This is a genomic window from Sphingomonas sp. ABOLG, from assembly GCF_003950435.1.
In the GTDB taxonomy this organism is placed as follows: Bacteria; Pseudomonadota; Alphaproteobacteria; order Sphingomonadales; family Sphingomonadaceae; genus Sphingomonas; species Sphingomonas panaciterrae.
The window spans coordinates 295,742-310,023 of sequence record NZ_QQWW01000003.1 but is presented as its reverse complement, the minus strand read 5'-3'; the positions used below and the strand labels follow the sequence as shown (position 1 = coordinate 310,023).

At 66.9% G+C, this 14,282-nt stretch carries 15 protein-coding genes; 12 read left to right on the top strand and 3 right to left on the bottom strand.

Annotated features, from left to right (window positions below):
- Positions 1-771 (bottom strand): SDR family oxidoreductase, encoded by a 771-nt coding sequence (locus tag CA236_RS05275; RefSeq protein ID WP_125944814.1) that lies wholly within the window; start codon positions 769-771, stop codon positions 1-3.
- A gap of 101 nt (positions 772-872) precedes the next feature.
- Between CA236_RS05275 and CA236_RS05270 the strand changes: the two genes are divergently transcribed.
- Genes CA236_RS05270 through CA236_RS05260 form a run of 3 tightly spaced genes read left to right on the top strand, consistent with a single transcriptional unit; the run spans position 873 to position 3,661 of the window.
- Positions 873-2,300: an NAD-dependent succinate-semialdehyde dehydrogenase gene (locus CA236_RS05270; protein ID WP_125944813.1), complete on the top strand. Its 1,428-nt coding sequence runs from the start codon at positions 873-875 to the stop codon at positions 2,298-2,300.
- 9 nt (positions 2,301-2,309) lie between these two features.
- Positions 2,310-3,020, top strand: a complete 711-nt coding sequence (locus tag CA236_RS05265; RefSeq protein WP_125944812.1) for a CoA transferase subunit A — start codon at positions 2,310-2,312, stop codon at positions 3,018-3,020.
- Positions 3,020-3,661, top strand: coding sequence for a 3-oxoacid CoA-transferase subunit B (locus tag CA236_RS05260; protein WP_125944811.1), 642 nt, complete (start codon positions 3,020-3,022; stop codon positions 3,659-3,661). Before CA236_RS05265 ends, CA236_RS05260 begins: the two co-directional genes overlap by 1 nt.
- Positions 3,662-3,679: 18 nt before the next feature.
- On the opposite strand, the gene CA236_RS05255 is transcribed toward CA236_RS05260, so the two are convergent.
- Complete coding sequence (locus CA236_RS05255; protein WP_241212529.1) at positions 3,680-4,204, bottom strand: Lrp/AsnC family transcriptional regulator; 525 nt, start codon at positions 4,202-4,204, stop codon at positions 3,680-3,682.
- A gap of 44 nt (positions 4,205-4,248) precedes the next feature.
- Here CA236_RS05255 and alr point away from each other — a divergent pair, with 44 nt between their 5' ends.
- The 9 genes from alr (at position 4,249) to CA236_RS05210 (ending at position 12,945) form a co-directional block, all read left to right on the top strand.
- Positions 4,249-5,385 (top strand): alanine racemase, encoded by a 1,137-nt coding sequence (gene alr, locus CA236_RS05250; RefSeq protein ID WP_241212528.1) that lies wholly within the window; start codon positions 4,249-4,251, stop codon positions 5,383-5,385.
- Positions 5,382-6,632 (top strand): D-amino acid dehydrogenase, encoded by a 1,251-nt coding sequence (locus CA236_RS05245; RefSeq protein WP_125944810.1) that lies wholly within the window; start codon positions 5,382-5,384, stop codon positions 6,630-6,632. Before alr ends, CA236_RS05245 begins: the two co-directional genes overlap by 4 nt.
- 14 nt (positions 6,633-6,646) lie before the next feature.
- Positions 6,647-6,997 carry a RidA family protein gene (locus CA236_RS05240; protein WP_046411425.1) on the top strand — a complete coding sequence of 117 codons (351 nt, stop codon included), beginning with the start codon at positions 6,647-6,649 and terminating at the stop codon, positions 6,995-6,997.
- Between the two features lie 91 nt (positions 6,998-7,088).
- Entirely contained in the window at positions 7,089-9,905 is a 2,817-nt protein-coding gene (locus tag CA236_RS05235; protein ID WP_125944809.1) for a monovalent cation/H+ antiporter subunit A, read from the top strand.
- A 2-nt stretch (positions 9,906-9,907) separates the two neighbouring features.
- Positions 9,908-10,258 carry a Na+/H+ antiporter subunit C gene (locus CA236_RS05230; RefSeq protein ID WP_125944878.1) on the top strand — a complete coding sequence of 117 codons (351 nt, stop codon included), beginning with the start codon at positions 9,908-9,910 and terminating at the stop codon, positions 10,256-10,258.
- The gene (locus CA236_RS05225; RefSeq protein WP_125944808.1) at positions 10,255-11,784 is read left to right on the top strand and encodes a monovalent cation/H+ antiporter subunit D; all 1,530 of its coding nucleotides are present in this window, start codon (positions 10,255-10,257) and stop codon (positions 11,782-11,784) included. Before CA236_RS05230 ends, CA236_RS05225 begins: the two co-directional genes overlap by 4 nt.
- On the top strand, positions 11,781-12,269 hold the full coding sequence (locus tag CA236_RS05220) for a Na+/H+ antiporter subunit E (RefSeq protein WP_046411419.1): 489 nt from the start codon (positions 11,781-11,783) through the stop codon (positions 12,267-12,269). Before CA236_RS05225 ends, CA236_RS05220 begins: the two co-directional genes overlap by 4 nt.
- A complete protein-coding gene (locus CA236_RS05215) occupies positions 12,266-12,535 on the top strand; it encodes a K+/H+ antiporter subunit F (RefSeq protein ID WP_125944807.1) in 270 nt (89 codons plus the stop codon). The genes CA236_RS05220 and CA236_RS05215 overlap by 4 nt, the downstream gene beginning before the upstream one ends.
- Positions 12,532-12,945 carry a Na+/H+ antiporter subunit G gene (locus CA236_RS05210; RefSeq protein WP_125944806.1) on the top strand — a complete coding sequence of 138 codons (414 nt, stop codon included), beginning with the start codon at positions 12,532-12,534 and terminating at the stop codon, positions 12,943-12,945. Before CA236_RS05215 ends, CA236_RS05210 begins: the two co-directional genes overlap by 4 nt.
- A 38-nt stretch (positions 12,946-12,983) precedes the next feature.
- Here CA236_RS05210 and CA236_RS05205 read toward each other — a convergent pair whose 3' ends face one another.
- Positions 12,984-14,234, bottom strand: a complete 1,251-nt coding sequence (locus tag CA236_RS05205; RefSeq protein WP_164518867.1) for a TetR family transcriptional regulator — start codon at positions 14,232-14,234, stop codon at positions 12,984-12,986.
- Positions 14,235-14,282 lie beyond the last annotated feature (48 nt).

Sequence of the window (14,282 nt, the reverse complement as noted above, 5' to 3'; positions counted from 1 at the left end):
TCAGCGGATGTACGTCGCGCCGTTCACGTCGAGCGTCGCGCCCGACAGCTGCCGCGCCGCGCCGCTGGCGACGAAGGCGACGATGTTGCCGACTTCCTCAGGTGTGACCCATTCGCCGCTCGCCAAGGTGGCGTTGACCGCCTCCTCGCCGCCCTGGCTGGCGGCAAACTCCTCTGACAAGCGCGTGCGGACGACGCCGGGCGCGATGATATAGGCCTGGATATTGTCGCGAGCGTAGGCGCGCGCGATCGACTGGGTGGCGGATCGCACCGCCGCCTTCGACGCTCCGTAAGCGATGGTGGCCGGATTGGTGACGCCGCGCTGCGCTGCCCAGCTCGAAATGGAGACGATCGCACCACCTCCGGCCTGTTTGAAGTGGTTCACGGCCGCGCGCATCAGCCGCGCTGGCCCGCGCACGTTGACCTCCAACGACTGGTCCCACGCCGCCTCGAAATCCTCATCCGGCCCGTCGAAGGCGCCGTTGAACGGCATCACCGCCGCATTGTTGACGAGCACGTCGATCCGCCCGCGCCACGCAAGCGCCGCATCCCACAACGCCAGCGTCGATGCGCGGTCGCCGAGGTTGGCGGAGAGCAGCGTCACGCGGTCTTCGGGATAGCCGTCGACTGCCCGCCGCGCGCCGGCTTCGTCGCTGCCATAATGGGCGATCAGGTGCGCGCCCCCTTCCAGCAGAATACGTGCCGTTGCTGCCCCGATGCCCTTCGACGCGCCGGTCAGAAGGATGGTTTTTCCGCTGAGTGCCTGTGTCATGGTAGAGCCATATCGCCGCGAATTTTGCTCGTAAAGCGAACTTTCCGGCGCTATGCGAACATCAACAGTCGGGGCGCAACGATCGTCCCGCGCGGAGGATTATGGCTTACGATACTGAATTGCAGTTGTTCGTGGACGGCGCGTGGCAGGGCAGCGAAGGACGCGACGCGCAGCCCGTGCTGAACCCGGCAAACGGCGATGCGATCGCGGCGGTACCGCTCGCCTCCAAGGAAGACCTCGACCGGGCGCTGGACTCGGTCGGCCGTGGTTTCGTGACGTGGCGCAACACCGAACCTGCGCAGCGCGCGGCGGTCCTGCACAAGGCGGCGACGCTGATGCGCGAGCGGGTGGAGGCGATCGCCACCTTGCTGACCACCGAGCAGGGCAAGCCGATCGGCGAGGCGCGCGGCGAAGTGGGTGCCAGCGCCGAACTGCTCGATTTCTATGCGGCGGAAGCGACGCGGATCGACGGACGGGTGCTGATGCGCCCGGCGGGGTCACGTTCGATCGTGATTCGCCAGCCGGTGGGCCCGGTGGCCTCGTTCACGCCGTGGAATTTCCCGGTTTATCTGATGATCAAGAAGCTGGCACCGGCGCTGGCGGCGGGCTGCTCGGTCGTGGCCAAGCCGCCCGAGGAGACGCCCGGCTGCACCAGCGCGGCCGTCCGCTGCCTGCTCGACGCCGGCCTGCCGGGCGAGGTGCTGCAGCTCGTCTTCGGTGATCCGGATCTTGTCAGCCGGCACATCCTGGGATCGCCGGTGGTACGCGCGCTGAGCTTCACCGGATCGGTGCCGGTGGGACGTCATTTGATGAAGCTGGCGGCGGAGGACCTGAAGCGTACGACGATGGAATTGGGCGGTCATGCGCCGGTCCTGATCTTCGACGATTGCGATCTGGAGCGTACGCTCGACATGGTCGTGCCGCAGAAGTTCCGCAACGCGGGCCAGGTCTGCGTGTCGCCGACGCGCTTCTACGTCCAGCGCAGCATCTACGAGAAGTTCGCCAATGGCTTTGCGGCGCGTACGCGCGGCGTTGCCGTGGGCAACGGCATGGACCCCGACACCAAGATGGGGCCGCTGGCGCATGGTCGCCGGCCGGATGCGATCGAGGCGCTGGTTGACGATGCCGTGTCTCGCGGCGCGCGGGTGATGGCGGGTGGCGGCCGGATCGATGGCGGCTTCTTCTATCAGCCGACCGTGCTGGCCGACGTGCCGCTGGAGGCGGACATCATGTCGAACGAGCCGTTCGGCCCGGTCGCCCTGATCCAGCCGTTTGACACCGAGGAAGAGGCGATCAGCAGCGCCAATCGCCTGCCGTATGGCCTGGCATCGTTCATGTTTACCGAGAACGGACGCCGTGCCGCGCGCGTGTCGGACGCGATCGAGGCGGGCATGGTCGGCGTTAACAGCTTCGCCATCAGCGGCGCGGATTCGCCGTTCGGCGGCGTCAAGCACAGCGGCTTCGGCAGTGAAGGCGGGCGCGAGGGGCTGGAGCCGTTCCTGAACGTCAAGGCAATCCACCAGGCCTGAGGCACGGCGATGCGCTCCAAGATCTACGACAGCCCGGCAGCGGCGCTGGAGGGCGTGCTGTTCGACGGCATGACCATCATGTCAGGCGGCTTCGGCCTGACGGGCAACCCGGAGAGCCTGATCCCCGAGATCAGGGCCTCCGGGGTCCAGCGGCTGACGGTCATCTCGAACAACGCGGGCGCGAACAACTTCGGCTTGTGGATGCTGCTGCAATCGCGGCAGATCACGAAGATGATCGCGTCCTATGTCGGCGACAACAAGCTGTTCGAGCAGCAATATCTGTCGGGCGAACTGGAGCTGGAGCTGACGCCGCAGGGGACGTTGGCGGAGCGCATCCGTGCGGGCGGGGCTGGCATCCCCGCCTTCTACACCGCAACGGGGGCGGGCACCCTGCTGGCCGAAGGCAAGCCTGCGGAGATGTTCGAGGGCCGCGACTATGTGCGCGAGACTTGGCTGCGCGCAGACCTTGCCATCGTGAAGGCGTGGAAGGCGGACCCGGCGGGCAATCTGGTGTTCCGCCGCACCGCGCGAAACTTCAATCCCGAGATGGCGACCGCTGCGCGGGTCACCGTCGTCGAGGTGGAGGAGATCGTGCCCGCCGGCAACATCGACCCCGATCTGGTCCATACGCCCGGCATCTACGTCGACCGCATCGTCCAGTGCACGATCAACGAAAAGCGCATCGAGAAGCTGATGACTCGTCCCCGGGAGATGGCGTGATGGCCTGGACTCGCGACGAAATGGCGGCGCGTGCCGCGCGCGAATTGCGCGATGGTGATTACGTCAATCTGGGGATCGGCATCCCGACGCTGGTGGCCAATCACATTCCGGCGGGGATCGACGTGATCCTTCAGTCGGAGAACGGCATGCTGGGCATGGGGCCATTCCCCTATGAGGATGAGGTGGACCCCGACCTGGTCAATGCGGGCAAGCAGACGATCAGCCTGCTGCCGACATCAAGCTTCTTTTCCTCCGCCGACAGCTTCGCCATGATCCGCGGCGGCCATATCGACCTGACCATCCTTGGCGCGATGGAAGTCTCCGCGCGCGGTGACATCGCGAACTGGACGATCCCGGGCGCGATGGTGAAGGGCGTCGGCGGGGCGATGGATCTGGTAGCCGGGGTGAAGCGCGTGATCGTGGTGATGGATCACGTGTCGAAGCACGGGAAGCCCAAGGTGCTGGAGAATTGCACGCTGCCGCTGACCGGCGCGCGCTGCGTCGATCTGGTGATTACGGACCGGTGCGTCATGCAATGCGGTGATGAGGGGCTGACCCTGGTCGAGCTGGCGCCCGGCGTCACGCGGGACGAGGTGCGCGCATGCACCGGAGCGCCGTTTCGCGAGCTCGCCGTCGCCTGATCCAGGCGCCGCGTGACCTCAGGCCTTGCGGTGGCTGCGCATCGCGAAACTGGACGTGATGCGCGAGACTCCCGGCAGCCGCGAGAGCACTTCGCGGTGGAAGGTCGCATAATCTTCCATGTCGGCGATCTGCACGCGCAGCAGGTAATCGCCCATACCGGTGAGCAGATACCATTCGCGAATCTGGGCGTGTTTGCGCATCGCGGCCTCGAAGCGGGAGAGATATTCCTCCGACTGGCGCAGCAATTCGACCTGCACGATGGCGATCGTTCCCTCATCCGTGTCGACGCCAGCAACCACCGCAGTGTAGCCGCGAATGACGCCCGATTTCTCCATGATCTTCAGCCGGCGAAGGCAGGCGGATTCCGACAAGCCGACCTCGCGCGCGAGGGCCGTATTCGTGATCCGTGCGTTGAGTCGCAACTGGTTCAGGATGCGACGATCCACCGCGTCGAGCATGGTTGCAGAATCCTTCGAAGATTGAGCGGTTTTTGCTAATGAACACCATATTTCGCAACATCCGTCGCAGAAAAGAGCGGACATTTGCAGGTACCGCATCCACCATGCGCGCAATAATGCCAAGGGCGATGACGCACGAAATGACCTTTTCCAGCGAGCTGACGATCGATCTGGACGCGCTCGCGGCAAACTACCGGAACCTGCGCGATCATGTCGCGCCCGCGCAATGCGGCGCCGTCGTCAAGGCGAACGCTTATGGCCTTGGCGCCCGGCGCGCCGTGCCGGCCCTGTACCAAGCGGGATGCCGGACGTTCTTTGTCGCGCAATTGTGCGAAGCGATCGACCTTCACGACGTTCTTGGCGACGATTGCACGCTCGTGATCCTGAACGGGCTCGATCCAGGGGCAGAGGACGTCTGCGCAGACCATGGCTTCGTTCCGGCGCTCAATGCGCCCGGCGCGCTCCAGCGGTGGCGTGAGGCGGCGCGTCGGCGCGGGCAGCGTTTGCCGGCTGCGCTGCAGTTCGACACCGGGATGTCGCGGCTGGGCGTAGATGGCGCCACAGCGCGGCAGGTGGCCTGTGATCCGGGCTTTGCCACGGAGGTGGAGCTGCGGCTGGTGATGACCCACCTCGCATCGGCCGATGAGCCGGGTGCGCCGAGCAATGCCGCGCAATTGAGCACCTTCGATGCGCTTGCCGCGCTATTCCCCGGCGTGCCGCGATCGATCGCGAACAGTTTCGGAAGCGCCTTGCCGGCGGCTTTCCACAATGACGTCGTGCGTGCCGGAATTGCCCTGTACGGTGTGCCACTGCCGCCGGGCGCGGCGGTGATCCAGCCGGTGGTGGGCCTGCGCGCGCGCATCCTGCAGACGCGCCAGATCGCTGCTGGCACCGGTGTAGGCTATGGGTTGACCTACACCGCACCCGATACGCGTCGGCTGGCGACGCTGGCCATTGGTTATGCCGATGGCTGGCCACGCGCGCTGAGCAACCGGGGCGCGGCATGGCACGACGGCAAGCGGCTGCCGATCGTCGGCCGGGTATCGATGGACAGCATCATGGTCGATATCACCGCGCTGGCCGATGGCGCGCTGGGCGAGGGTGACCTCGTCGAACTGATCGGCCCCGGGCAGAGCCTGGACCAGGTCGCCGCGGACGCCGGCACCATCCCCTACGAAATTTTGACAAGCCTGGGCCGGCGGCACGCGCGCTTCTACAAGGAGCACGGCATGGCCACCGCCTGCATCGCTGGAGAGGTACGTTGAAGGTCGTCGTTCTCGGCGCCGGTGTGATCGGCGTGACTGCTGCTTACTATCTTCGGCAGGAGGGGCATGAGGTGGTCGTGGTCGACCGCCAGCCTGCCGCCGCGCTGGAAACCAGCTTCGGCAATGCGGGCGAGATTTCGCCCGGTTATGCCTCACCCTGGGCAGCGCCCGGCATCCCGGCAAAGGCAATCAAATGGCTGATGATGCGCCACGCGCCCTTGATCCTGCGGCCCAAGCTGGACCCGCAGATGCTGGCGTGGCTGGCGATGATGCTGCGCAACTGCACCGAGCAGCGTTACGCGCTGAACAAGAGCCGCATGGTGGGACTGGCGGAGTTCAGCCGCGATGAATTGCGCGCGCTGCGCACGAGCCTGGGCATCGCCTATGACGAACGGGCGCAGGGTACGCTGCAGCTGTTCCGTACGACCAAGCAGGTTGAGGGCAGCGCGAAGGATGTCGAGGTGCTTCGCTCCTACGGCGTACCATTCCAACTGCTGGACGCCGATGGCTGCGTGCGGGCGGAGCCGGGTCTTGCCTCGTCGCGGCACCTGATCGCCGGCGGCCTTCGTCTGCCCAATGATGAGACCGGGGATTGCCACATCTTCACGACCAAGCTTGCCGAGCGATTGGCGGCCGAGGGGGTGGATTTCCGCTGGTCCACCAACGTGGAGGCGCTGGAGCAGGCAAGCGGAGCGATTACCGGCGTTCGGACGAGCGCCGGGGTGATCCGCGGCGACGCCTATCTGGTGGCGATGGGGAGCTATTCGCCGCACGTCGTCGCGCCGGTTGGGCTGCGGGTGCCGGTGTACCCGGTCAAGGGTTATTCGATCACCGTGCCGATCACCGATACGACGCGTGCACCGGAATCGACGCTGCTGGACGAAACGTACAAGATCGCGATCACGCGATTGGGCGATCGGATCCGCGTCGGGGGCATGGCGGAGATTTCCGGATTTGACCGCTCGCTCCCCCCGCGCCGCGAGGCGACGTTGCTCCATTGCCTAAAAGATCTCTTCCCGGGCGCGGCGGAAACGCGCGAGACCGGGTATTGGAGCGGGCTGCGCCCGATGACGCCGGACGGCCCGCCGATCATCGGCGCCACAAAGGTGAAGAACCTGTTCCTCAACACCGGCCACGGCACGCTGGGGTGGACGATGGCGTGCGGATCGGGCGCGGTTGCCGCGGCGATGATCAGCGGAAAGCAGCCGCCCATTCCCGTCGATGGGCTGGGCCTCGACCGCTACTGAAGGGAAGAAACGCGATGACGATTACCCGGATCGACCAGGATGGCCGGATGAGCCAGGTCGTGATTCACGGCCGTACCGTGTATCTGTCCGGCCAGGTGGGCAATCCCGGCGAGGACATTTCGGCCCAGACCCGGACAACTTTGGCCGAAATCGACGCACTGCTGGCCTTGGCGGGGACCGACAAGTCGAACCTGCTGCATGCGACGATCTGGTTGGCGGACATCGCCGACTTCGACGCCATGAACATGGTGTGGGAAGAGTGGATCGGCGGCGGCAATGCCCCGACCCGCGCGACGGGCGAGGTGAAGCTCGCATCCCCGGACTATAAGGTGGAGATCATCGCCACCGCCGCCCTGCCAGACTGACACGTCACGGCGCTGGCTTGGTCGGCGGATCAACGCAGGTCGACCTGAGCGCGCAGGCATGTAAGAGGGGCCAGACGATGCAGGATCTCGTTTGACCCTTCTTGTTCTTCTGGCGCTGCCGTTCGCAGCCGCAGTCGCGATCGGCCTGTTGGCGCGCTTTCCGCGCTCGGTGCACGTCGCCATTGCGGCGTCGGCCAGTGCGACCGGGCTGGCGCTGCTGCTGTCGCGTGCGCAGGAGGTTCTGGCAGGCGCGCCGATTGCGGTGCAGGTGCCGTGGGTACCGGCGCTCGGCCTCGACGTCAGCCTGTGGCTTGATCCGCTGGGGCTGCTGTTCGCCGGGCTGATCCTCGGCATCGGCCTGCTCGTCGTCATCTATGCGCAAGGATATCTGGCGCGGGCGGAGGCGACGGGGCGGTTCCTGTCGTTCCTGATGCTGTTCCAGGGCGCGATGATCGGCATCGCCTTGTCCAGCAACCTGCTGCTGCTGCTGATCTTCTGGGAACTGACGAGCCTGTCGTCGTTCCTGCTGATCGGTTTCTGGCGCGACCGGGCCGACGCGCGACAGGGTGCGCGGATGGCGCTGGCCGTGACGGGCGGCGGCGGGCTGGCGCTGATCGCCGGGGTGCTGCTGCTGGGGCAGGTCGCCGGCTCCTATGAGCTGCCCGCAGTGCTGGCTCAGCGCGAACTGGTGCAGCAATCGCCGCTCTACCCGGCAATACTGACGCTGATCCTGCTGGGCGCGTTCACCAAATCGGCGCAATTCCCGTTTCACTTCTGGCTGCCGCACGCGATGGCCGCGCCAACCCCGGTGAGCGCCTATCTGCATTCGGCGACGATGGTGAAGGCGGGCGTGTTCCTGCTCGCGCGGCTATGGCCGGTGCTGGCCGGTACCGATTTGTGGTTCGCGCTGGTGGCGACCACCGGGCTGGTCACGTTGATCTTCGGCGCGAGCGTCGCATTGTTCCGTGACGATCTGAAAGCGATCCTGGCCTATTCGACTATCAGCCAGTTGGGCCTGATGGTGATGCTGCTCGGCTTTGCGACGCCCGCGGCGGCAGTGGCGGCGATATTCCACATCCTCAACCATGCCGCGTTCAAGGCTGCGCTGTTCATGAACGCGGGGATCGTCGATCACGAGACGGGAACGCGCGACATCCGTCGGCTGGGCGGGCTGGCGCAGTTGATGCCGCTGACCGCAGTTGGCGGCACGCTGGCTGCCGCGGCGATGGCCGGGCTGCCACCGCTTGGCGGGTTCATTTCCAAGGAAATGATGCTGGAGCAGAGCGCCCATACCGTGGCGTTGGGGCAGCCGTGGCTGGTACCGGCGCTGGCGGCGATCGGTGCGACGCTGTCGGTGGCCTATTCCTTGCGCTACGCCATCGGCCTCTATGTCGGACGTACGCGCACCGGCGATGTGCCGGCGCCGCATGACCCCGGCGCGCTGATGCTGGGACCCTCGCTGCTGCTGGCTGTCCTGGCGCTGGCATTGGGGCTGCTGCCGATGGCGATTGCCGGGCCGCTGGTGATCGAGGCCGCAGCGGCAGTGACCGGTGGCGCAGCGGTGAAAGTCGACCTTGCGCTTTGGCACGGGGTCAACGTCGCCCTGGTGCTGAGTATCGGTGCGGTACTGGTCGGTGCCCTGCTGTTGTCGGGTTATCCGCTGCTGGAACGACGCGTCCGGGCGTGGAAGACGCCAGATGCGAAGACCCTGTTCGAGCATTGGCTTGAGGCGTTGATAGCCGCCACGCGGCGGATGACGCTCACCATCCACGCGCCGTCGCTGCAACGCGCGCTGCTGATGGTTTTCGCGGTCGCGGCGCTGTTCGCCGTCGATGGCGCCGGCGTGGCCGGCACGATCGTCACCGGCGACCGGGCGACAACGCCGGCGAGCATGACCGCAATCATTGCCTGGCTGCTGCTGCTGGTCGCGACGCTGGCGGTTGTCCTGATGCATCGGCAGCGGTTCCTGGTGCTGATCTTCATCAGCGTCATCGGGCTGGTGATGGCGCTGGCGTTCATCCATCTGTCCGCGCCGGACTTGGCGCTGACCCAGATCGCGGTTGAAGTGGTCACGATCCTTTTGCTGCTGCTCGCGCTTCACCTGATGCCCAAGACGCCGCGGTTGCTGTCGGGCAGGGGGCGGCGAGTGCGTGACGGGCTGCTCGGGCTGTTCGTCGGCGGCGCCGCTGGCGTGGGCGCCTGGGCGATCATGACGCGGGTGCAGGGCGACACGATATCGGCCTTCCATTGGGCGAACAGCTACGCCGGTGGGGGCGGGACCAATGTGGTCAACGTGACCCTCGTCGACTTCCGCGCCTTTGACACGTTGGGCGAGATCATCGTGCTTGGCATCGCCGGGCTGGCGATCTTTGCGCTGCTGGAGCCGGCGGTACGCGGCGTCGCGGGGCGGCGGCTGCGCGCGTGGCGCAGCGACATGCCGCATTCACCCGAACGCCATCCGGTGATGTTCGTGATGGTGACGCGGCTGCTGCTGCCGATCGCATTGTTGGTCGGCATCTACATCTTCCTGCGGGGCCACAATCAGCCCGGCGGCGGGTTCGTCGCGGCGCTGGTGTTCGCCATCGCGATCCTGCTGCAATATCTGGCGTCCGGTTTCGACTGGACCGACGAGCGGCGGAAGATCGGCGAGCACCCGCTGATCGCCTTTGGCGTCCTGATCGCGGTGGCGACGGGGCTTGGCTCGCTCGCCTTTGGTGCGCCGTTTCTGTCGAGCAGCTTCGGCTATTTCCACCTGCCGCTGATCGGCGAGTTCGAGCTGGCGACGGCAATGCTGTTCGATACGGGCGTTGCCTGCGTGGTGCTGGGCGCGGTCACCATGGCGCTCGCGCAATTGAGCCATGTGGCGCAGCGCGCGGCACGCCAGCCCGACGACGGGGGCGCGGCATGAGCCTGGAATTCCTGGTGGCGACCGCCATCGCCGCGCTGGTCGCCGGCGGCGTCTACCTGTCGCTGCGGGGCCGCACCTTTCAGGTCGTTCTAGGCCTGACCCTGCTGTCCTATGCGGTGAACCTGTTCCTGTTTGCGGTCGGGCGGCTGATCGTCAATCGACCGCCGCTGTATGACAAGGCGGTGGCGGAACACACCGATCCGCTGCCCCAGGCGCTGGTCCTGACCGCGATCGTCATCACCTTTGGCATGACCGCCCTGGTGGTCATCCTGTCGCTGCGCAGCTTCCTCGAAAGCGGCTCCGACCAGGTTGATGGCCGGATCGAGCCGGACGAGATCGAGGACCAGCCATGACGCTGGCCGATCAACTGGTGATCGCGCCGGTGGTGCTGCCGGCGATCACGGCGGCGGTGGCGCTGCTGGTGATGCGCCGGCGCCGCCATCTGGGCGCGGGCGTGTCTTTGATCGGCTGCATCCTATCGCTGCTGGCGGGCATCGCCCTGTTCGCGCAGGCGGCCGACGGGGTGATCCGCACCTATCCCCTGGGCAATTGGCCGGCGCCGTTCGGGATCGTCCTGGTGCTCGATCGCCTGTCCACCGCCATGCTGGTGCTGGCGGGGGTGCTGGGCGTGATCGTGATGATTCATGCCCTCGCGACCGGTGCTGATCGGCGCGGCTGGCATTTCCATCCGTTGTTCCAGTTTCAGCTGCTGGGGCTGAACGGCGCATTCCTGACCGGCGATCTGTTCAACCTGTTCGTGTTTTTCGAGGTCCTGCTGATCGCATCCTATGGCCTGATGCTGCACGGGCAGGGTGCGGCGCGGCTGAAGGCGGGGGTGGCCTATGTCATCGTCAATATCGTGGGATCCGCGCTGTTCCTGATCGCCCTGGGCCTGCTATACGGGCTGACCGGCACGCTCAACATGGCCGATCTGGCGCGGCGGGTGGCGGAGGTGCCGCCTGGCGACGCGGGCCTGATGCGGGCGGCGGGGCTGCTGCTGACCGCCGTTTTTGCGCTGAAAGCGGCGGCGGTGCCGCTGCACCTGTGGCTGCCGCGGACCTATAGTGCGACCATGCCGGTGGTGGCGGCGTTGTTCGCGATCATGACCAAGGTGGGTGTCTATGCCCTGATCCGTGTGGTGCCGCTGATCTTCGGCGCCGGGGCAGGCGCAGCGGCATGGGTGCCGTCGCCCTGGCTGTTCCCGGCCGCGCTGCTGACGGCGGCGCTCGGCTTTGCCGGGGTGCTGGCGGCGCGGGGCTTGCGTGAGCAGGCGGCGTTTGCGGTAATGGGATCGACCGGCACGGTGATGCTGGTCCTGTCCGACTGGACGCCGGTGACCACGGCGGCCGCGATATATTATCTGATGCATTCGACCTTTGCCGGCGCGGCGCTGTTCTTGGTCGCGGACGTGACGCTGCGGCTGCGCGGTCAATATGGCGAGGCGGCGGTCGCGGCCCCGCGCTTCGCAGGGCAGCAGGCGACGGGATTCCTGTTCCTGGCGGCGGCGATCGCGGCGGCGGGGCTGCCGCCCTTGTCGGGCTTCATCGGCAAGCTGCTGATGCTGCGTGCCACGGCGGACATGCCGGCCCAGGCTGCGATCTGGGCAACCATCCTTGTCACCACCTTGCTGGCGGTGATCGGGTTTGCGCGCACCGGCAGCACGATCTTCTGGAAGGCGGCGGCGCCGGGTGCGGCGGCGATCACCGCCGCGCCATTGTCGCGCGCCGCGTTTCTCGGGCCCGCACTAGCGATTGCCGCGCTGGTTGCGCTGACGATCGCGGCGGGCACGGCGAGCGGCTGGGCAGTGGCGGCGGCCGACCAGCTTTTCGACACGCAGGCCTATATCACGGCGACGCTGGGATCGGCGGACGGGCGATGAGGAAGCTGTTGCCCCATCCCGGCCTGTCGGCCCTGCTGCTCGTCATCTGGCTGTTAATGGCCAACACCCTGTCGGTCGGGGCGCTGGTGCTGGGCGCCGTCTTCGCGGTGGTGCTGCCGCGCTTCACCGCGCCGTTCTGGCCCGACCGGCCGAAGGTGCGGTTCGGCCGCGACCTGCTGGTCTATACGGCCATCGTGCTGTTCGACATCGTGGTCGCCAATTTCCAGGTCGCTGCTGTCATCCTGTTCCGCCGCAATCGCGACCTGCGCGCGCGCTGGCTGGTGATTCCGCTGGAGCTCGACACGCCCGAGGCGATCACGGTGCTGGCGGGGACGATCAGCCTGACCCCGGGGACGGTGTCGTCCGACGTGTCGGCGGACGGCCGCTTCCTGCTGGTCCATGCGCTGGATGTGCCCGATCCCGAAGCCGAGATCGCGCGCATCAAGCAGCGGTACGAGGCGCGATTGCAGCGGGTGTTCGCATGATCGAGACGGCGCTCCACATCGCCTTTGCCGCCGTGTCGCTGGCGCTGTTGTGCAATTGCTGGCGGCTGATGCGCGGGCCGGCGCTGGGCGACCGGATCGTGGCGCTGGACACGATGGTGATCAACGCGATCGCGATCATCATCCTGATCGGGATGATCGGGGAGACCAACGCCTATTTCGAGGCGGCGCTGCTGCTGGCGATGGTCGGGTTTGTCGGCACGATCGCTTATTGCAAGTTCGTGCTGCGCGGGGACATCGTCGAATGAACATGGCGGTGGAGGCCCTGATTGCCTTGCTGATCCTGCTGGGCGCGGCGTTCGTGCTGATCGGCAGCTGGGGGCTGGTGCGGTTGCCATCGACGATGGAGCGGCTGCATGGGCCGACCAAGGCGACGACGCTGGGGCTGGGGGCGCTGCTGGTCGGATCCATGATCTTTTTCCAGGCGCGGCTGGGGGTGTGGACGGCGCACGAGCTGCTGATCTGCGTCTTCCTGTTCATCACGGCGCCGATCTCCGCCAACATGATCGCCAAGGTGCACCTGCACCGGCTGCGGACCGGGGCGATCGTCGAGCCGAACAGTATTGCGGGCGATCCGCCGCACCCGGGCGGGGAGGGCGACTGGGCGACGTTCGAGGCGCCGCCCCCGGGCCCGGCGGCGACGGCGGCGGATCGATAGCGGAGACCATTGGCCTCGCCTGCGTCAGCGGCGGCCGCCTAGTGGAAAATTCCGGCCCGCAACGGTTCGAGATAGGCCTGCACCGCCGCGACCGGATCGCGCGCCTGCGCCCAGCGCCGCATGTCGGACGCCGCGCTGACCGCAGCCATGACCGTCTGGCTGGCGACCAGCGGGTCGACCGGCCGGATCGAGCCATCGGCAATGCCGTCCGCGATCGTGCCGGGGACGTGGCGGGTGAGCTGCCCGGCGAGCGCGAGCATGTCGCTGCGAAGCTCCAGTGGCAGCGCCTGATAGGCGCTCATCCGCAGCAGCGGGCTGTCGTCAGTGAACTGAAGGCCGATCAGCGACGCGAGGCTGATGGCGAGGCGCTCGCCCTCATCATGGCCAAGCCTGTCCCCTTCAGCCTGAGCCGCCTCGATCGTGTCGAAGGAGCGCCGGAAGCAGGCGAGGACCAGATCGTCCTTGTTGTCGAGATGGTGGTAGAAGCTGCCGGTGCTGACCCCCAGCTCGGCCGCGATCCGCTCCACGCTGGCGCCGGCATAGCCATGGGCGTTGATGAGACGGGTGGCGGCGGCGAGGAAGCGGCCCTGCGCGCTGTCCGCCGCATCCACCGGCAGCGGTTCGACGCTGACCGGCCAGGGCGCCGCGCCGCGCGCGAGGCCGTGCGCGAGGACGTCGTAGAGCCGCTCCTCCACCCGCGGGAAATCACGTGTCTGATAGCGGTCGATCCAGGCGGGGAGCCATTGCAGGCTGGCGGCGAGGTGAGTCGCGGCGATGGCCGAGCCCGATCCCGACGCCCGCGTGCCGGTAGGGGCGAAGAAGCCGCGGATGATCGCGAAGCTTTCGAAATAGGCTGTCTCCAGCGGCTCGCGAGTTTTGGCGTCCAGCGCGCCGATGTCGGACAGGACGGCGAAGTCGCCGGCCTTCCCCTCGCGCGCGCGGCGATAGAGATCGAATTGCGCGGCGATCAGGTGGCGGACCCGCGCCTCGGCGGTCGGCTGGCGTGCTGCCTCCCGCGCCGTGTCGAGCGCCCAGTCGAGCGTTCGTTCGTAGCAGGCGGCGGCGAGCTGATCCTTGCGCTTGAAATAATAAGTCACGCTGCTGGTATCGAGGCCGAGCGCCCTGGCGACGGCAGTCAGCGTCATGCCGCGCGCGCCGTGGCGGTTGATCTGCGCCGATGCCGCATCGAGGATCTGCGAGCGCCGCTGCGTGAAGCGGGCGGTACGATCGTGATCCGAGGAGATCCTGCGTGTCACGGCACGAACATAGGCCATTTCGGCGCGTGGCACTACCCATAGCCATTATTGAAACTTGACAGCCGCGACAGTTCTTCCAAA